18 protein-coding genes and 2 pseudogenes are annotated in these 17684 nt (G+C 62.7%); 9 read left to right on the top strand and 11 right to left on the bottom strand.

What is annotated here, in order from left to right:
* Window positions 1-15 precede the first annotated feature (15 nt).
* Window positions 16-582, bottom strand: a complete 567-nt coding sequence (locus BJI67_RS11015; RefSeq protein WP_070073071.1) for a hypothetical protein — start codon at window positions 580-582, stop codon at window positions 16-18.
* Window positions 583-721: 139 nt separating this feature from the next.
* Here BJI67_RS11015 and BJI67_RS11010 point away from each other — a divergent pair, with 139 nt between their 5' ends.
* The 4 genes from BJI67_RS11010 to BJI67_RS10995 are packed head-to-tail and all read left to right on the top strand — an operon-like array spanning window position 722 to window position 3878.
* The gene (locus BJI67_RS11010) at window positions 722-1642 is read left to right on the top strand and encodes a LysR family transcriptional regulator (protein ID WP_070073070.1); all 921 of its coding nucleotides are present in this window, start codon (window positions 722-724) and stop codon (window positions 1640-1642) included.
* Between the two features lie 31 nt (window positions 1643-1673).
* Window positions 1674-2411: a type 1 glutamine amidotransferase gene (locus BJI67_RS11005; RefSeq protein WP_070073069.1), complete on the top strand. Its 738-nt coding sequence runs from the start codon at window positions 1674-1676 to the stop codon at window positions 2409-2411.
* 4 nt (window positions 2412-2415) lie between these two features.
* The gene (locus BJI67_RS11000) at window positions 2416-2802 is read left to right on the top strand and encodes a Crp/Fnr family transcriptional regulator (protein WP_231940845.1); all 387 of its coding nucleotides are present in this window, start codon (window positions 2416-2418) and stop codon (window positions 2800-2802) included.
* Window positions 2799-3878 carry an AI-2E family transporter gene (locus tag BJI67_RS10995; protein ID WP_070073068.1) on the top strand — a complete coding sequence of 360 codons (1080 nt, stop codon included), beginning with the start codon at window positions 2799-2801 and terminating at the stop codon, window positions 3876-3878. Before BJI67_RS11000 ends, BJI67_RS10995 begins: the two co-directional genes overlap by 4 nt.
* A 12-nt stretch (window positions 3879-3890) precedes the next feature.
* Here the strand turns inward: BJI67_RS10995 and BJI67_RS18300 are convergent.
* The 4 genes and pseudogenes from BJI67_RS18300 to BJI67_RS10980 form a co-directional block, all read right to left on the bottom strand.
* Window positions 3891-4472 (bottom strand): annotated as a pseudogene (locus BJI67_RS18300) (PhoH family protein); the annotation flags it as partial.
* A gap of 179 nt (window positions 4473-4651) precedes the next feature.
* A pseudogene (locus BJI67_RS18295) lies at window positions 4652-5303 on the bottom strand (PIN domain-containing protein); the annotation flags it as partial.
* Window positions 5304-5317: 14 nt separating this feature from the next.
* Window positions 5318-5797 (bottom strand): peroxiredoxin, encoded by a 480-nt coding sequence (locus tag BJI67_RS10985; protein WP_070073066.1) that lies wholly within the window; start codon window positions 5795-5797, stop codon window positions 5318-5320.
* Window positions 5798-5831: 34 nt separating this feature from the next.
* Window positions 5832-6389 (bottom strand): glycine cleavage system protein R, encoded by a 558-nt coding sequence (locus tag BJI67_RS10980; protein ID WP_070074102.1) that lies wholly within the window; start codon window positions 6387-6389, stop codon window positions 5832-5834.
* Between the two features lie 168 nt (window positions 6390-6557).
* On the opposite strand from BJI67_RS10980, the gene dapA reads away from it, so the two are divergent.
* Together dapA and bamC are read left to right on the top strand one after the other, a co-directional pair.
* Window positions 6558-7457 (top strand): 4-hydroxy-tetrahydrodipicolinate synthase, encoded by a 900-nt coding sequence (dapA, locus tag BJI67_RS10975; RefSeq protein ID WP_070073065.1) that lies wholly within the window; start codon window positions 6558-6560, stop codon window positions 7455-7457.
* The gene (bamC, locus tag BJI67_RS10970) at window positions 7450-9153 is read left to right on the top strand and encodes an outer membrane protein assembly factor BamC (RefSeq protein WP_197513039.1); all 1704 of its coding nucleotides are present in this window, start codon (window positions 7450-7452) and stop codon (window positions 9151-9153) included. The genes dapA and bamC overlap by 8 nt, the downstream gene beginning before the upstream one ends.
* 89 nt (window positions 9154-9242) lie before the next feature.
* Here bamC and folE2 read toward each other — a convergent pair whose 3' ends face one another.
* Genes folE2 through BJI67_RS10945 form a run of 5 tightly spaced genes read right to left on the bottom strand, consistent with a single transcriptional unit; the run spans window position 9243 to window position 13551 of the window.
* Window positions 9243-10052 (bottom strand): GTP cyclohydrolase FolE2, encoded by an 810-nt coding sequence (folE2, locus tag BJI67_RS10965; protein WP_197513404.1) that lies wholly within the window; start codon window positions 10050-10052, stop codon window positions 9243-9245.
* A 5-nt stretch (window positions 10053-10057) separates the two neighbouring features.
* Window positions 10058-10441, bottom strand: a complete 384-nt coding sequence (gene queD, locus BJI67_RS10960; RefSeq protein WP_070073062.1) for a 6-carboxytetrahydropterin synthase QueD — start codon at window positions 10439-10441, stop codon at window positions 10058-10060.
* Between the two features lie 28 nt (window positions 10442-10469).
* A complete protein-coding gene (dxs, locus tag BJI67_RS10955) occupies window positions 10470-12359 on the bottom strand; it encodes a 1-deoxy-D-xylulose-5-phosphate synthase (protein WP_070073061.1) in 1890 nt (629 codons plus the stop codon).
* Between the two features lie 48 nt (window positions 12360-12407).
* Window positions 12408-13304 (bottom strand): (2E,6E)-farnesyl diphosphate synthase, encoded by an 897-nt coding sequence (ispA, locus tag BJI67_RS10950; protein ID WP_070073060.1) that lies wholly within the window; start codon window positions 13302-13304, stop codon window positions 12408-12410.
* Entirely contained in the window at window positions 13294-13551 is a 258-nt protein-coding gene (locus BJI67_RS10945; RefSeq protein ID WP_070073059.1) for an exodeoxyribonuclease VII small subunit, read from the bottom strand. Before BJI67_RS10945 ends, ispA begins: the two co-directional genes overlap by 11 nt.
* A gap of 196 nt (window positions 13552-13747) precedes the next feature.
* Here BJI67_RS10945 and BJI67_RS10940 point away from each other — a divergent pair, with 196 nt between their 5' ends.
* The 3 genes from BJI67_RS10940 (at window position 13748) to BJI67_RS10930 (ending at window position 16305) form a co-directional block, all read left to right on the top strand.
* Window positions 13748-14164: a rubrerythrin family protein gene (locus BJI67_RS10940; protein ID WP_070073058.1), complete on the top strand. Its 417-nt coding sequence runs from the start codon at window positions 13748-13750 to the stop codon at window positions 14162-14164.
* 101 nt (window positions 14165-14265) lie between these two features.
* Window positions 14266-15612: a heterodisulfide reductase-related iron-sulfur binding cluster gene (locus BJI67_RS10935; RefSeq protein ID WP_070073057.1), complete on the top strand. Its 1347-nt coding sequence runs from the start codon at window positions 14266-14268 to the stop codon at window positions 15610-15612.
* A gap of 108 nt (window positions 15613-15720) precedes the next feature.
* Entirely contained in the window at window positions 15721-16305 is a 585-nt protein-coding gene (locus BJI67_RS10930; protein WP_070073056.1) for a DUF3501 family protein, read from the top strand.
* A 16-nt stretch (window positions 16306-16321) separates the two neighbouring features.
* Here the strand turns inward: BJI67_RS10930 and radA are convergent, their stop codons facing one another.
* Window positions 16322-17683, bottom strand: coding sequence for a DNA repair protein RadA (gene radA / locus BJI67_RS10925; RefSeq protein WP_070073055.1), 1362 nt, complete (start codon window positions 17681-17683; stop codon window positions 16322-16324).
* Window position 17684: the final 1 nt, after the last annotated feature.

Genomic DNA, 17684 nt, shown 5'->3' with positions numbered 1-17684 from the left:
GACTGGGACGGCGCTTCAGTCCGTGTCGCGGTGTTCCTTGCGGGTTCGCATCAGCTCGCGCAGCATGGCTTCCTGCTCGTTGAACGAGGGCGGTGTGCTGGCGCTGGCCGAGCTTTCTGCCGGTGTCGGCGCGTTCCCGGACATCGGTTGATGGCCCGCTCGCTCACCCGCCTTGATTTGCAGGTAGTCCTCCAGGCCCTCGTCGACGTAGCGCCCTCGGTAACCCGGCGGCGGTGCCTGACCCGGCTGCAGGAACTGACGCATGCGCAGGGCCTTGTTGAACGCCACACAGTGACGAGGTACCCAGAACAGGTCGAAGACCAGAAACGCCAGCACGACGGCGCCCACGGAGATCCCCGCGATGACGCCGAAACGCCAGCCGGACCACAGCGCGGACAGGCACAGCAGCGGGTAGGCGATGGCGCCCACCGGTTCGCGGAGGTACCAGCGGTGCAGGCCAAGGGGGAAGCCGAGCATCAGCGGGAAGGCCGTGGACGTGCGCCGCATGGCGCGGTTGTAACGCACGTTCAGGGTTTGTAATCCCTCGCCTTCCAGGTCCAGCTTTTTCCATGCCTCATGCATTGTTCGGCTCACTGCGACCGTTTGTCGCGATCTCGACAGGTTGTGGATAATACGACGCGTTTTCAGTTTCCCGAGCGCGTGCGGGCTGCTAGTATGCACCGACTTACACGCCGATCCCCTTGAGGATTTATTCGATACCGTGGCTGATCGCAGACTTCAGGTTTTCTATACCGTCGCCAAGCTGCTGAGCTTTACCAAGGCGGCTGACACCCTACACATGACACAACCAGCGGTGACGTTTCAGATCCGCCAGTTGGAAGATCACTTCAATACACGGCTCTTCGACCGCACGCACAATCGGGTCAGTCTGACCGAAGCGGGACAGATAGCCTACCAGTTCAGCGAGCGGATCTTCGAGCTTTACACCGAACTGGATAATGCCATCAAGGAGTTGACCGGTGATATCAGCGGCGCGCTGACCGTGGGTGCGTCGACCACGATCGCCGAGTACATGCTGCCAGCTCTGCTGGGCACCTTCAAGGCAGAGCATCCCGATGTAAACCTGCGCCTGCGTGTTTCCAACACAGAAGGAATCGTGTCCATGGTCGAAAATAACATCATCGATCTAGGCGTGGTCGAAGCGCCGGTGGCCAACAAGAATCTGGTTGTGGAAATCTGTCGTGAAGACGAACTGGTGGCTGTCGTGCAGCCGGGTCACCCCCTGGCCGACCAGTCGTCGGTTGCGGCCAAGACGTTTTTCAGCTATCCCTTCATCTGCCGTGAGGAGGGATCCGGCACGCGCGAGGTCATCATGGAGTACCTCGACGAGCAGGGTCTGGATCGCAACAGCCTGAATGAGTGCCTGGAACTGGGCAGATCGGAATCCATCAAGGGGGCGGTGGAAGCGGGCATGGGTGTGAGCATCCTGTCGCGCACCAGCCTGGCCAAGGAAATCGAACTCGGCCGCCTGAAGGCGGTACCGCTCGATCCCCCGCTGTGCAGACCGTTCTCCTTCGTGCGGCAGCGGCAGAAATTCCGCTTGCGTGCCATGGAAGAGCTGCTCAACTTCGCGCGCCATTACTGCGAGGAGCATGCCGAGGACGGTCAACCCAAGAACTGATCGGCGTTCACAGACGTACGTAGGAGGAAGCATGCAGAACTACGCGGTCGTCCAGAACACCTACTCTGAATTTCTCGGACTGATCGAAAAGCAACTCGAGAAGCGCGATATCGGCTTCGACTATTACCGCCCGTTCCTCGGGCAGGGACTGCCGCCCAGCGTGGGTCAGTTCGACGGTCTGTTTGTGCTCGGTGGCGCCTCGTCCACCCTGGACGAGGAGGCGCTGCCCTATCGCAACGAGGTGCTCAATCTGATCCACCTGTTCCAGAAGGTTGGCCGCCCGGTGGTGGGCTTCGGCCTCGGCGGTCTGCTGGTGGCCGAGGCGGCGGGTGGTATCGGGCGCGCCGATCCTGCGTATACGGCCACGTTCGTGACTGCGCGCAAGACGGCCGCGGGCGAAGGCGACGAACTGGCCGAGGCGATGGACGGGCGTCGGGTGCTGGCGCTCTACCATGGCAGCGTCGATTTGCCCGACGGGATCGAGCCCGTGTTGGTCGGTGATGATGGCCGCTGGCTGGCAATCCGCCCCGACCGGTTGACCTACGGCATGTTGTTCCGCCCCGAGGTGAAGCCGGGCATGATCGAGGACATTCTCATGGAGGAGGGGCACGATCCCGCGCCGAATCTTCCGGACCTGCTGGGTGAGGCGCGCATGGAATGGGGGCAGATGCAGGAAACGACCGATGCGGTGGTGGTTGCGCTGGTCAAGGCTCTGGGGTTGATGCGAGCGCGTCACAAGGCTCCCGTATTCACCCTGAAGGTGGAGTGAGGTCGTGCCGGCTCTGCCGATGAACAAGAAGGCAGCGGCGGGCAAGCGCCTGCTCGCCTTTTTCGAGGCGCTTCCCGAGGCGGAACGGAAAACGCTGCTCGAATTCGCCGAGTTTCTCGCCGCCAAAGCGCCTAAGCAACCCGAGCCGGAACAGGATCCCGTGCCGCATACACGCCCAGAAAAGGAGTCGGTGGTCAAGGCGGTGCGTCGCCTGTCGGCAACCTATCCGATGCTCGACAAGGCGAAAATGCTTAATCAGACGTCTTCCCTGATGGCCCAGCATGTCATGCAGGGGCGGGCGGCGGTCGAGGTGATTGACGAGCTGGAAGTGCTCTTCGAAACGCACTATCGCGAATATGTGGAGGCCCGGCGCGAAGACGCCTCTGAATGATCGCCCTGCTGCGCGCCTGGTTCACACGCTACTTCTCCGATCCACAGATCGTTAGCCTGATCCTGCTGATCGTCGCCGGTGCGGCGGTCGTGTTGCTGATCGGGCACCTGCTGGCCCCTCTGATCGCCGCTCTGGTGATCGCCTTCGTGCTCGAAGGCGTGGTGCTGCGTCTCGTTCGTCTGGGGCTGCCGAGGTCCCCCGCCGTCTGGATCGTGTTCCTGGCGTTCATGACCGTGGTCGCGCTGATGCTGGTGGGTATCGCACCGCTGTTGTCGCGCCAGGTGACGGAGTTTCTGCGCGAACTCCCGCACATGATCGCGCAGGGCCAGGAAGCGCTGCAGATGCTGCCCCAGCGTTACCCGCATTTCGTCACCGACGCCCAGATCAAGACTATGATGGGCGAACTGCAACATGCCCTGGGCGGTGTGGGGCAGCACGTGCTGAGCCTTTCCCTGGCTTCCGTGCTGGGGCTCATCACCCTGAGCATCTACCTCGTGCTGGTGCCACTCCTGGTATTTTTCATGCTCAAGGACAAGGCTTTGCTGCTCAACTGGGCGCGCGGGCTGCTGCCACAGCAGCAGGCGCTCGCCACCGAGGTCTGGCGTGAGGTCAATCTGAAGATCGTGGGCTATGTGCGCGGCAAGCTGGTCGAGATCGTCGTGGTGTGGCTTGCCACATATGTCGCCTTCGCGCTGCTGGGCATGCACTATGCGCTGCTGCTGGCGGTGTTGGTGGGGCTGTCGGTGATCATCCCCTACGTGGGAGCGGCGGTGGTCACCCTGCCGGTCATCTTCGTGGCCTATGTGCAGTGGGGGCTGGGCAGCGAATTTGTCTACGCGGTGGGCGCCTACGCCGTGATCCAGTTCATCGACGGCAATTTGCTGGTGCCCCTGCTGTTTTCGGAGATGGTCAATCTGCATCCGGTCGCGATCATCGCGGCGGTATTGCTGTTCGGCGGGCTGTGGGGCGTCTGGGGTGTGTTTTTTGCCATTCCGCTGGCGACCCTGGTGCAAGCCGTGCTGCATGCCTGGGTCGGGGCGGTGCGGCGGGCCGATGCGGCCGCACCGCCGCCCTGAGTGTGCGGCAGGTCAGAGCACGTCGGAGGCGTAATCGGCGAGGCGTGAACGTTCGCCGCGTTTGAGGATGATGTGGCCGCTGTGAGGCCAACCCTTGAAGCGGTCGACGACGTAGGTCAGGCCCGAGGTGGTTTCCGTCAGGTATGGGGTGTCGATCTGCGCCACGTTGCCGAGGCAGACGACCTTGGTGCCCGGTCCGGCACGCGTCACCAGGGTCTTCATTTGCTTCGACGTGAGGTTCTGTGCCTCGTCGATGATGATGAAGCGGTTGAGGAAGGTGCGCCCGCGCATGAAATTGAGCGAGCGGATCTTGATCCGGTTGCGTAGCAGGTCGTTGGTCGCCTCGCGTCCCCAGTCTCCGCCCGACTCGGTCTTGGTGAGGACTTCCAGGTTGTCCATCAAGGCACCCATCCAAGGCGTCATCTTTTCCTCTTCGGTGCCAGGCAGGAAACCGATGTCCTCGCCCACCGGCACGGTGACGCGGGTCATGATGATTTCCTTGTAGCGATTTTCCTCGAGGGTTTGCACGAGCCCTGCAGCGAGGGTGAGCAGGGTCTTGCCGGTACCTGCGGCCCCCACTAGAGTGACGAAATCCACCTCCGGGTCGAGCAGCAGATTGAGGGCGAAATTCTGTTCCGGGTTGCGCGCATGGATGCCCCACACGCCATGGCGCGAACTGCCGTAGTCGGCAGCGGTCTCGATCAGCGCGTGGTCTGGGGCAACCTCCCGCACCAGGGCGGAAAAGCCGGTGTCGCCCTCCTGACGCAGGCATTCGTTGGGGTACCACCCCTCCGTCAGTGGTCCGCTGACGCGGTAGAAGGTGCGGCCGTTTTCCTGCCAGGAATCCATGTTCCTGCTGTGGTTTTCCCAGAAGTCATGCGGGAGTTCGCTCATGCCGCTGTACAGCAGGTTGACGTCGTCGAGGACCTGATCGTTGTGATAGTCCTCGGCGTGCACGCCGACCACGCTGGCCTTGATGCGCAGATTGATGTCCTTGGACACCAGGGTCACGCGGCTGTGGTTGCCGCCGTTCTGCAGCGCCAGGGCGGTGGCTAGGATGGTGTTGTCCGGACTGTTGCCGGGCAGGGTCTCGGGCAAAACGGCGGGCAGGGTATGGGTCTGGAAGAACAGCCGCCCACTGGCCGCCAGTTCGCTGCTGTGCTCAAGCAGTGCGCTGTTCAGGCGTAGCCCCTCGCTGATCGCGCTCGCGTCGCCCTGCGCCATGATGTCGTCCAGAAACCGGCTGACCTGGCGTACGTTGCGCGCGACCTCGGAAACGCCTTTCTTGGCCCGGTCCAGTTCCTCCAGCACGACCATTGGCAGGTAGATGTCATGTTCCTGGAAGCGGAACAGCGAACTGGGATCGTGCATCAGCACGTTGGTGTCGAGTACGAAAAGCCGTTTCTTGGGTCGAGCCGGGGCCATGTATCCTCCGGGAGCTATTGCTGGATCTGCTTGAGTGCCTCAAGGACCGCTTCCGGATGGCCGGGTACCTTGACCTTGCGCCACTCGGATCTGAGTACGCCTTCGCGGTCGATCAGGAATGTGCTGCGTTCGATGCCGACGACCTGCTTGCCGTACATGTTCTTGGGTTTGATCACCGCGAACTGGTTGCACAGGCTGCTGTCCCCGTCGGAAAGCAGATGGAAGGGCAGGCCCAGCTTGGCGCGGAAACGCTCGTGAGAGGCCAGGCTGTCGCGCGACACGCCCAGGATTTCAGCGCCCGCATCCTGGAACTGTGCGTAGAGATCGCGAAAACCCTCGCCCTCGCGCGTGCATCCGGGGGTGCTGTCGCGCGGGTAGAAGTAGAGCACCAGCGCGCTGGTTCCGCGCAGGGTTGCGAAGTCGAAGGTGTTACCCGCAGTGGACGGGCAGCGGAAGCCGGGGACGGGCTCGCCAATGGCGGGCGTCGTGCTCATGGTGTCGCTCCTGATTTGAGTGGTGGGGCGGGGATCAATGCTTGACCGGCTCCATGATGCCGTCGAGATTGAAGCCGTCGCACAGATCTAGGAATTCGTCGCGCAGGGCAGCGAGATGCGCCTGACCCGGAATCTCAATGGTCATGTGCAGGGAGAACATCGGCGAGCCGGTGTGAGGGGCGGCGTAGGTGGTGGTGGTCATGTTCTGGATGTTCACGCCGCGTTCGGCGAAGAAGCTCGCCAGTTCGTGAACGATGCCGGGCTGGTCGAGCGAGATGACGTCGATCGCGTAGGGCAAACGGTCGCTGCGCGGTGGCTTGCGCTCGGTTCGCTGCGTGGTGATGGTCAGCCCGGTGGCCTGGCCCAGCCGGTCGAGGGCCTTTTCGAGTTTGGTGGTCGTGTTCCAGTTGCCGCTGGCCAGGAGCACCATGGCGAAGGCGCCGCCCAGTACCGTCATGCGGCTGTCTTCCAGGTTGCAGCCGGCATCGTGGATGGCGCCGGCCACGGCCTCGACGATACCAGGCCGGTCCTCGCCGATGGCCGAGATTACCAGATGCGTGTTCAATCTATCCTCAGTGTGCTGCGGCCTCATGCCGGCCTCGATTTGGTGGCGGTGCCCAGGCGTTTGTGCGCCCTCCTTTCCAGGCAAGATTAACAGGTCCGCGAGGCTCACGAAATGTGCCGGAGCGATCTCCTGGCAGCTTGTCACTCCGGTCGGGCGAAAGTACTATGATCGTTTGTTCCCTGGCAGGGGTGAAGCATGTTTCACGGCAGTATGGTGGCGATCGTCACGCCCATGAATCTCGATGGGTCCGTCGACGACGAAGCCTTCGCGAGGTTGATCGAATTCCACATCCGCGAGGGTACGGATGCCATCGTAGCCGTCGGCACTACCGGCGAATCGGCGACGCTCGATATGGACGAACACTGTGCGGTCATTGCCAGGGTCGTCGAATTGGTCGGTGGCCGGATACCCATCATCGCGGGTACCGGCGCCAATTCCACCTCGGAGGCGATCGAGCTGACGCGCTGTGCGCAGAACGCCGGTGCCGATGCCTGCCTCCTGGTCACTCCCTACTACAACAAGCCGACGCAGGAAGGTCTTTACCGGCACTACCGAACGATCGCCGAGGCCGTGCCGATTCCGCAAATTCTCTACAACGTGCCGGGGCGTACGGCTGTCGACATGCTGCCCGATACGGTCGATCGTCTTGCCGACATCGCCAACATCGTCGGTATCAAGGATGCCACTGGCAGCATCGATCGCGGTCGTGAACTGATCGCGCGCTGCGGTGGACGCATGAACGTCTATGGTGGTGATGACGCCACGGCCATGGCCTTGATGCTGGCCGGCGGGGAAGGCGTGATTTCGGTCACTGCCAATGTGGCTCCGCGCGCTATGCATGAGATGAGTGAGGCTGCTTGCCGAGGTGACGCAGTGGCCGCTGCGGCCTTGAATGCACCGCTGGAAGCGCTGCACCGGGCCTTATTTCTCGAATCCAATCCGATACCCGTCAAATGGGCCCTGTTCGCCATGGGCCTGATCCAGGAGGGAATCCGTTTGCCGTTGACCGTGTTGTCCGAACAGTACAGAGAACCCGTGCGTGCCGCACTGGCCCAGGCCGGCATCGCTTTTGCGGGGGATGCCGTCAATGTCTAAGCCTTTGCGTACGACCGTGACGATGGCCACCCTCGCCTTGGGGTTGGGTGGATGTTCCTGGTTTGGCGGCCATCCGGGCCCCGCTTATTCCGAGAATGCCGCCACGCAGGCGTTGGCCGTACCACCCAACCTGATGGCGCCTAAGACGTCTTCCACCTACGCCGTACCATCCGCTCAGGGCCTTGGCCCGGCTCCGGGGGCGGCGGCAGCGACCACACAGCCCGCGCCGTCAGTTGCCAAACCGGGTGTAGCCTCGGTGCCGCCGCCACAGGCCGGCGTCGTTCCCACGGCTGTCGGTATCCATCTGGTTAATCAGGGTGATAATCACTGGTTGACCGTGCAGGCAGTGCCAGACGCCGTGTGGCCTTACCTTGTAGCGTACTGCAAGTCCGTGGGTTTCAAGTTGACCGAGACCGACGCCAAGACCGGTGTGATACGTACCGATTGGCGGGATGGCAAGTATGGTGTGCCCAAGGGACTGACGGGGCGTCTGTTCAGTGGGTTATACGATTCGGGCACGCGCGAGCGTCTGGTTATCCGCCTGGTCAGCGACCACGATGGGGCCGCCAGTCTGGTGTATCTCAGCTATCAGGGCGCGATTGAAGAAAAAATCGGTTCGGGTGCCATGCATTGGCAGTGGGCCAAGCCGACTCCCGGCAAGGAAGCGACTGAACTGCAGGCTTTGATGAATTACCTCGCGTCACATATTCCTCATGCCCAGTTGTCGGCCATGCCGGCTCCCGGAGCAACTGCCCCGGCAGCTTCGGCAGGTCCCACCAGTGTTGCCCACACCGGCGCTGCGCCTGTCTCAGCAGGGAGCACGTCGCCGTCTGTTGCATCCGGGATGCATACCGATCCAGCGGACTACAAGATTCTGGACGTGAACGAACAACCGGTGATGCGCAGCGCCTTGCCCTTTACGACCGCTTGGGCACAGATCGGCACCGCGCTGCAACGGGTGAACTTTGTCGTCGACAAGGCCGATGAAGGCAAGGGGTTGTATCACGTCACCTTCGAAGGCCACGACGATAATGGCTACTTTGGGAACCTGTTTGGTCCGGGTGCCGTGCTGAGCAAGGGTGCCAAATTCATCATTGCCGTGAAACACCACAAGGGCGGTGTTCAGGTCGAGGCGGACAACCCGATGATGCTGCCCGTGGAAACTGGGGGCGCTCAAGGGATCCTGGAGATGATCCGCGGTGGCATGATCGGCCCGCATCGCCAGGCGGCCGCTGCCAAGATCACTGCTGCCCAGCAACAGTCCGAAATGCAGCAGAGTGTGACGGCATTGCATCAGGCACAGCAGCAGACCGGGGTGGCCAAGGCGACCTATCGCATCGTTGACGAAAGTCAGGAGCCGGTGCTGGTGACCAGCGCGCCGTTCTCCGTGGCCTGGCCTGAGGTGGCTGTCGCACTGTTGCACAGCAACTACCTGATCGATGCTCACGACCGCGCCAAGGGCACCTATCAGGTGACCTATGTCGGCAAGAGCCAGAAAGGAAGTGGCGGGTTCATGAGCAATATGTTCGATGGCGGACCGGTGCTGTTCCACGGCGTGCATTTCCGCATCTACGTGCAGCAGGTCGACAAGCAGGTGTGGGTGCATGCACAGAATCCGATGGGCTTGCCGATGCCTGCGCATGGTGCGCGCTCGGTGCTCGAGTCGTTCCAGCCGGCGTTGTCCGCGGCGGGATAAAGCTGCACTCATCGGCCGTTACTCGCCCAAGTGAAACGAAGAGGCCCCGGTGAGCCGGGGCCTCTTCGTTCAGTCGTAGTGGAAGTCGTTCAGGACTTGTCGCGCTCGATGCGTGCGTAGGCCGAATGATTGTGGATGGACTCGAAGTTCTCGCATTCCGCGATATAGGCCGCGATACCGGGCTCGGCATCCAGGCGGGCGGCGACGTCGCGTACGGCATCCTCGACGAACTTGGGATTGTCGTAGGCGCGTTCGGTGACGAACTTTTCGTCCGGCCGCTTGAGCAGACCGAACAATTCGCAGGAGGCCTCTTCTTCGGCGATCTGAATCAGCCTGCGTACCGAGACGGGACCTGCCAGCCTAACCGTCAAGGTGATGTGCGAGCGCTGGTTGTGCGCGCCGTAAGCCGAAATATCGCGAGAGCAGGGGCACAGACTGGTGACGGGCACGACGATGCGCAGGGTGAGCGCGACCCGCTCATGGTCTATGTCGCCGATGATGGCGACGTCATAGTCTAGCAGGCTGGGGACCCCGGATACCGGAGCGGACTTGCGTACGAAGTAGGGGAAGCTCAGCTCGATACGCCCACTCCGCGCATCCAGACGCTCGCTCATGGCCTTGAGCAGACGTTCGAAGGAAGCAATGTCCAGTGCGTCCTCGGACTCGTTGAGCAGGGCGACGAAACGCGACATGTGGGTGCCCTTGCGGTCGGCAGGAAGGTCCACCAGCATGTCTACCGTAGCCACTGTCGCCTGTGGCGCTTCACCGTCGTCCAGCGCAATGCGCACGGGGTGGCGCAGTCCTTTGATGCCGACCTGATCGATGCGGATGCGACGATCGTCCGCGGCGGACTGGACGTCCGGCATCTCGCGATTGTCGCGTGCCTTGGGCGGGCTCATGTGATTCATGCTTCCTCGCTGTAGCGGACGCAGGCGCGTTCGGTTTCCCACAGGGTCACTGCGCTAACGCGTACCTGCCCGGTATTGAGACGTTCGCCAAGACGCTGGTAGATGTAGGCCGCGATCTGCTCGGCTGTGGGGTTGACGCGTGCGAAGGCCGGCAGGTCGTTGAGGTAGTGGTGATCCAGCTCGCCGGCGATTTCGCGCGCGGCCTGCTTGATCACCTTGAAGTCCACCGCCATGCCGACATCGTCCAGGGCCGTGGCCTGGACCTCGGCCTCGAGCTTCCAGTTGTGTCCGTGCATACGGCTGCAGTCGCCAGGATAACCGCGCAGGGTATGCGCGGCGGCGAAGTCGGTGAGCACGGTCAGCGTGTATTTGGCGGGCATGCGTTTACCTGATCTAATTGGTAGGATATTACCGGATCGCATTCTGCCGGGCAACCGAAGCCGGCCTGACCAGTTCCAGCCGCGCCCTGACCTGGCGTTCGATACCCGCGACATCCAACCCGCTTTCGGCGAGAAGCTCATCGCGCGAGGCATGCTCGAGAAAACGATCCGGCAGTCCCAGGTTAAGCAGCGCAGGGCGGCTGTTGCGTGTGGCCAAATATTCGTTGACCGCGCTGCCGCCGCCGCCGGCGACGGCGTTGTCCTCGATGGTCACCAGCAGCCGGTGACGACCAGACAGTTCGTCAATCAGGGCCTCGTCGAGCGGCTTCACGAAGCGCATGTTGACGATCGTAGCGTCGAGGTGTTCGGCGGCAGCCAGTGCGGCGGAGAGCAGGCTGCCGAAACACAGCAGGGCGACCTCCCGACCTTCACGTATGATCTCGCCTCGGCCGACCGGCAGCGCCGTCATGGCATGTTCGACCGTTGCGCCGGGACCCTGGCCTCGGGGGTAGCGCACCGCAGCCGGACCGTCGTGACAGAAGCCGGTGTAGAGCATTTGGCGGCACTCGTTTTCGTCCGCGGGCGCCATGATCAGCATATTGGGTATGCAGCGCAGGTAGCTGAGGTCGAAGCTGCCGGCATGTGTGGGGCCGTCCGGACCGACTACGCCGGCGCGATCGATGGCGAACAGGACAGGCAGGTTCTGCAGGGCGATATCGTGAATAAGCTGGTCGTAGGCCCGCTGCAGGAAGGTGGAATAGATCGCGACTACCGGCTTGAGACCGTCGCAGGCCATGCCTGCGGCCAGCGTCAGCGCATGCTGTTCGGCGATGGCGACATCGAAATAGCGTTCGGGGAACTGTTCCGAGAAGGCCACGAGCCCGGAGCCCTCGCGCATGGCCGGGGTAATGGCCATCAGACGCTCGTCGCGAGCCGCCATGTCGCACAGCCACTGGCCGAAGATCTGTGTGTAGCTAGGCGCCGGAGGGGCCGTGGGTTTGACGATGCCGTGTTCGGGGTCGAAGCGGCTCACGCCGTGATAGGCCACGGGGTCCTCTTCGGCCGGACGGTAGCCCTGTCCCTTGCGGGTGACGACATGCAGCAGGCGAGGGCCCTTGATCTGGCGCAGATTGTCCAGGGTCTTGATCAGGGTGCCGAGGTCGTGTCCGTCCACCGGTCCGAAGTAGCGAAAGCCCATCTCCTCGAACAGCGTGCCCGGCATGATCATGCCGCGCAGGTGCTCACGCGTGCGTTGGGCCATTTCCCATACCGGGGGTAGATGCTTGAGAATCTCCTTGCCGCCCTGGCGCAAGGTCGAATAGATGGGTGACGACAACAGGCTGGTCAGGTAATTCGACATCGCGCCGACGTTGGGCGAGATCGACATGTCGTTGTCGTTGAGCACGACCAGCAGGTCGGCGCCCAGGCCACCTGCATGATTCAGCGCCTCGTAGGCCATGCCGGCAGTCAGCGCGCCGTCGCCGATGACGGCGATGGCCTTACGTTCGGATTGCTGCCGTTGGGCGGCCAGCGCCATGCCCAAGGCGGCACTGATCGAGGTGCTCGAATGCCCGACGCCGAAGGTGTCGTAAGGACTCTCGGTGCGCCGGGGAAAGCCGGCAATGCCATTCTTACGCCGAAGCCCGCCCATGGCCTCGCGGCGCCCCGTCAGTATTTTGTGGGCATAGGCCTGGTGGCCCACGTCCCACACCAGCCGGTCTTCGGGGGTATTGAACACCCGATGCAGTGCAATGGTCAGTTCGACCGTGCCCAGGTTGGCGGCGAGGTGCCCGCCCGTGGACGAAATGCTGTGGAGCAGGAAATCGCGTAGTTCGTCCGCCAGTCGTTCCAGCTGCGCCCCATCCAGGGTGCGCAGGTCGGCAGGGCTGGCGATGCGGTCGAGTAAGGTGTGGGGCATGCTCGTGAGTTAGCGGATACGACCGTTACAGTTTGCGCCCATCGCGGTCTAGTGGATACGGTTGACGATGTAGCCGGCGATCCAGCGTAGCGGCTCGGCCGTCTCAGGCAGAGCGGCGATGGCCTCGATGGCCTCTTCATATAGGGCCTGAGCCCGCGCTTTCGCCTCGCTCATGCCCAGCAGGCTGGGAAAGGTCGGCTTGCCGCGTGCGATGTCTGCGCCCTGGGTTTTGCCCAGTGTTTCGGTTTCGCCCTCGACGTCGAGAATGTCGTCGCGGATCTGGAAGGCCAGGCCGATGCACTTGGCATAGCGGTCCAGCGCTTCCAGGGCCTCGCCTTCACCGGCATCCCCAGCGAGTGCTCCCAGGCGAATGCTGGCGCGGATCAGTGCACCTGTCTTGTGAATGTGCATGTTTTCCAGTTCCGCGATGCTGAGTTCACGTCCTACGGCGTCGAGGTCGATGGCCTGTCCACCCGCCATCCCACGCGAGCCGGCCGCTTGCGCCAGCGTTTCGATCATGCTCAGGCGTGTTTCCGCGCTGCAGGTGAACTCCGGCGCCGTGGCCAGGATATGAAAGGCCACGGCCTGCATGGCATCGCCGGCGAGAATGGCGGTCGCTTCGTCGAAGGCGCGGTGGCAGGTGGGCTTGCCGCGGCGCAGGTCGTCGTCATCCATCGCTGGTAGATCGTCGTGGATCAGCGAGTAGACATGGATCAGCTCGACCGCCGCCGCGGCGCCGTCAAGGGCTTCGGGAGCCGTACCGAGCGCATGTCCGGCCGCATAGACGAGGAGGGGGCGGATTCGCTTGCCACCGCCCATCGCGGCATAGCGCATGGCTTCATGCATCTTGGTCGGCAACATGTTGGCCGAGGGCAGCCAGTGGTCGAGCGCAGCTTCTGTGCGCTGACGCCATAGCTCCATCAAACCCTCGGTTTCACTGGGCATCGTCGGGTTTTCCTTCGTCCTGTCCAAGTCCGTTTGGGACGGATTCGGACCCATCGGCGGAAAGCTGTCGCACACGCAGCTCGGCGTCGGCGAGTGCCTGTTGGCAGCCACGCGTCAGGGCGATGCCGCGCTCGAATTCCTTTAAGGAGTCCTCCAAGGAGAGTTCGCCCTGTTCCATGCGCTCGACCAGGGCCTCGAGCTCGGCCAGGGTTTTCTCGAAATCGATCTTCTTGCTCTTGGGACTCATCTTGTGGGTGCTTCGACCTGAGTAAAATCAAGCCAGCTAAACTACCCCAGTGTGCCAGCGAGGGCAATGCGGTCCATAATCCGGAGGCGGGGTTGACTGTGTTTTAGACTTAGTCTAAATTTGTCCTCGCGTCGAACGGACGGAATGCGTCCGGTACGTGAGCCCCTATCCACCCACAGTTGGAGGTTGTTGCATCATGGAACTCAAAGGCAGCAAGACCGAACAGAGCCTCAAGGACGCCTTCGCGGGCGAATCGCAGGCCAATCGCCGTTACCTTTATTTCGCAGCCAAGGCCGATGTCGAAGGCCAGAATGACGTGGCAGCCGTTTTCCGCTCCACCGCGGAAGGTGAGACCGGCCATGCCCACGGCCATCTGGAATACCTGGAGCAGTGCGGCGATCCAGCCACGGGCCTGCCTTTCGGCACTAGCGAATTGAACCTGAAGACTGCGATCGCGGGCGAGACCCACGAGTACACCGACATGTACCCGGGCATGGGCAAGACCGCGCGTGAAGAAGGTTTCGACGAGATTGCCGACTGGTTCGAGACCCTCGCCAAGGCCGAGCGTTCGCACGCCAACCGCTTCCAGAAGGCTCTGGACGACATGGCGTAATGCCTGACGGGGTCGCCTGTCTGGGCGGCCCCGATTTTGTCGCGACCGTACGCCTGCGATGCGCACAGCAACCGAAAAATAAACACGAGGAGACCCGATAGATGTCTACACCGGCCGAAGGGCGTAAGGAAGGCAGTCTGGAGGCGCCGATCCGCCATCCCGTGGAATGGCAGTCGCCGTCGTTTTACGACCAGGAATCCCTGTTCGCCGAGATGGAGCGGGTCTTCGACATCTGCCACGGGTGCCGGCGCTGCGTCAGCCTATGTCACTCCTTCCCCACGCTTTTCGACCTCGTCGACGAATCAGAATCGATGGAAGTTGACGGTGTGGACAAGGCCGATTTCTGGCAGGTCGTGGATCACTGCTATCTGTGCGACCTGTGCTACATGACCAAGTGTCCCTACGTGCCGCCGCACGAGTGGAACCTGGACTTTCCCCACCTGATGCTTCGCGCCAAGGCGGTGAAATACCGCGAAGGCAATGCCAAGCCTCGCGACAAGATGATCAGTTCGACCGATGCGGTGGGCAAGCTGGCAGGCATCCCAGTGGTTGCGGACATGGTCAACAGCGCCAACCGCAACCCTGCGTTCCGCAAGATGCTGGACAAGTCGATGGGTATCCACCCAGATGCGGCATTGCCCGAGTATCACAGCAATACGGGCCGCAAGAGAGTCGAACACTTTGCCGCCTCGGCCACAGAGCCGGTGGCTGCAGGACGCACGCGCGGCAAGGTCGCGCTCTATGCGACCTGTTACGGCAACTATAACGAACCACATCTCGCCGAGGATCTGTACAAGGTCTTCGACCACAACGGCATCGTGCTCACACTGGCTGAGAAGGAACAGTGTTGCGGCATGCCCAAGCTCGAGCTTGGGGATCTGGAGGCCGTTCGCGAGGCCAAGGAGGCCAACATCCCGGTGCTCGCCCGCATGATCGACGAGGGTTGGGACATCGTTGCCCCGGTGCCCTCTTGCGTCCTCATGTACAAGCAGGAGCTGCCGCTGATGTTCCCGGACGACCCGGAGGTCGCCAAGGTGCGCGAACATATTTTCGATCCCTTCGAATACCTGATGCTGCGCCATCGCGACGGTTTGCTGAAAACCGATTTCAAGAGCTCGCTGGGCAAGATCGCCTATCACGTTGCCTGTCACCTGCGGGTGCAGAACATCGGCATGAAGACGCGTGAATTGCTCGAATTGATTCCGGAAACCAAGATCGACCCGATCGAACGCTGTTCTGGTCACGATGGTACCTACGCCGTGAAAAGCGAGTATCACGAGATCTCGATGAAGATCTGCCAGCCAGTGATCAGCCGGGTGCAGAAGGCCGAGGCCGATCACTATTCGAGCGATTGCCCGATGGCCGGTCATCAGATTGAAAACGGCATTGAAGGCGACAAGCCGCCCGAGCATCCATTGACCCTGTTGCGAATGGCCTACGGTCTGTAGCCCACCGCCCGTTTCAGGGGTTTCTCTTAAAGTCACCGCCGCGGCGTTCGCGCCGCGGTATCAGCCGGATTTTACCCGAACCCGGCCCGATTCGTGGGAGCGTAAGCCATGCAAAAGCTGACCCGGTCCGACCTGTATTCTCTGGAACGTTACGCCGAGGTGCGCCCCGAGTTTCGTGCGCGCGTCATGGCGCACAAGCGTCCGCGCCGCGTAGCACTCGGCGAGCACGCCGCCTTGTATTTCGAGGATCGCCTGACCATGCAGTACCAGATTCAGGAGATTCTCCGTGCCGAACGCATCTTCGAGGCCGCGGGCATCGAGGAGGAACTCGAGGCCTACAACCCGCTGATTCCCGACGGCAGCAACTGGAAGGCGACCTTCATGATCGAGTATACGGACGCCGACGAACGTCAGGCGGCCCTAGCTAGGCTCATCGGCGTGGAGGATCATGTCTGGGTTCGGGTGGGCGACATGGATCGTGTGTATGCCATTGCCGACGAGGACCTTGACCGCGAGACCGAGGAAAAGACCTCAACCGTGCATTTCCTGCGTTTCGAACTGACACCGGAAATGGTCGTGGCGGCCAAGGCTGGAGGGATGCTCGGCATGGGTATCGACTATCCGGGTTTCGAGCGTTCGATCGACAGCCTACCGGCGGATACCGTCAGCTCGCTGGCCGCCGATCTGGATTAGGCGGTAGGCAGACGTTTCAGCCCAGCTGGTCCAGGGCCTGGGCCAGCCGGTTGACGGCGTGTACCTGCATGCCGGGGATAGGGCGTTTCGGGGCGTTTGCCTGGGGCACGATGGCCTGGGCGTAGCCATGCTTGGCTGCCTCGCGCAGCCGCTCCTCGCCGTTCGGGACGGGGCGGATCTCGCCGGCAAGCCCCACTTCGCCGAAGATCACAAGGTCGCCCGGGATCGGTCGGTCGCGGAAGCTCGACAGCGCCGCGCAGAGTACGGCGAGATCTGCCGCAGTCTCACCCACACGCACCCCGCCCACCACGTTCACGAATACGTCCTGGTCGAACAGCGCAAGTCCGCCGTGGCGGTGCAGTACGGCGAGCAGCATGGCCAGCCGGTTCTGCTCCAGACCCACGGTGACCCGGCGCGGCGAGGCCTGACGGCTTTCGTCGACCAGCGCCTGGACCTCGACCAGAAGCGGACGAGTGCCCTCGCGCGTGACCATCACCACGCTGCCGGCCACGGGTTCCGGGTGGCGCGAGAGGAAGATGGCCGACGGGTTGGCGACCGGCTTCAGCCCGCCTTCGGTCATCGCGAACACGCCGAGTTCGTTGACCGCGCCGAAACGGTTCTTGACCGCGCGCATGACCCGGTAGCGCTGTCCCGGATCGCCCTCGAAGTACAGCACCGTGTCGACCATGTGTTCGAGCACCCGCGGACCGGCCAGGGCGCCTTCCTTGGTCACATGCCCCACGATGAAGATCGCGGTGTCGGTTTGCTTGGCATAGCGCACCAGTTGCGCCGCGCTCTCGCGTACCTGGCCGACCGAGCCGGGTGCCGAGGACAGGGCTTCGGAATAGAGCGTCTGAATGGAGTCTATGACCAGCACGCGCGGGTTTTCGGCGTTCGCCGCGGCCAGCACACGCTCCACACAGGTCTCGGCGAGCAGGCGCAGGGCAGAGACGTTGAGGCCGAGGCGCTGAGCGCGCAGGCCGACCTGCTGCAGGGATTCCTCGCCGGTCACGTAAAGCGCCGGCTGGGTTTCCAGCAGCGACAGAGTCTGCAGCAGTAGGGTGGACTTGCCGATGCCCGGGTCGCCGCCGATGAGCACCACCGAGCCGTCTACGAGGCCGCCGCCGAGTACGCGGTCGAGTTCGCCCAACCCGGTGGGCGCGCGCGGCGCCTCGCGCAATTCGACCTCGCCCAGCGAGCGTACGCTCTGCGGTCCGGCGTAGCCGGCAAAGCGGGCGGGGGCGGCGGTCGCCTGTGGAGTCGCGACCGCCGTTTCGATCAGTGTGTTCCAGGCCCCGCAATCGGGGCATTGCCCGCCCCATTTGGGCGACTGGCCGCCGCAGGCGCTGCACTGATAGACGACTTTCGGTTTGGCCATC

This window comes from Acidihalobacter aeolianus (assembly GCF_001753165.1).
GTDB classification, from domain to species: domain Bacteria; phylum Pseudomonadota; class Gammaproteobacteria; order DSM-5130; family Acidihalobacteraceae; genus Acidihalobacter; species Acidihalobacter aeolianus.
Note: the sequence above shows the minus strand (reverse complement) of the source record. Positions and strands in the feature narration are given on the sequence as shown.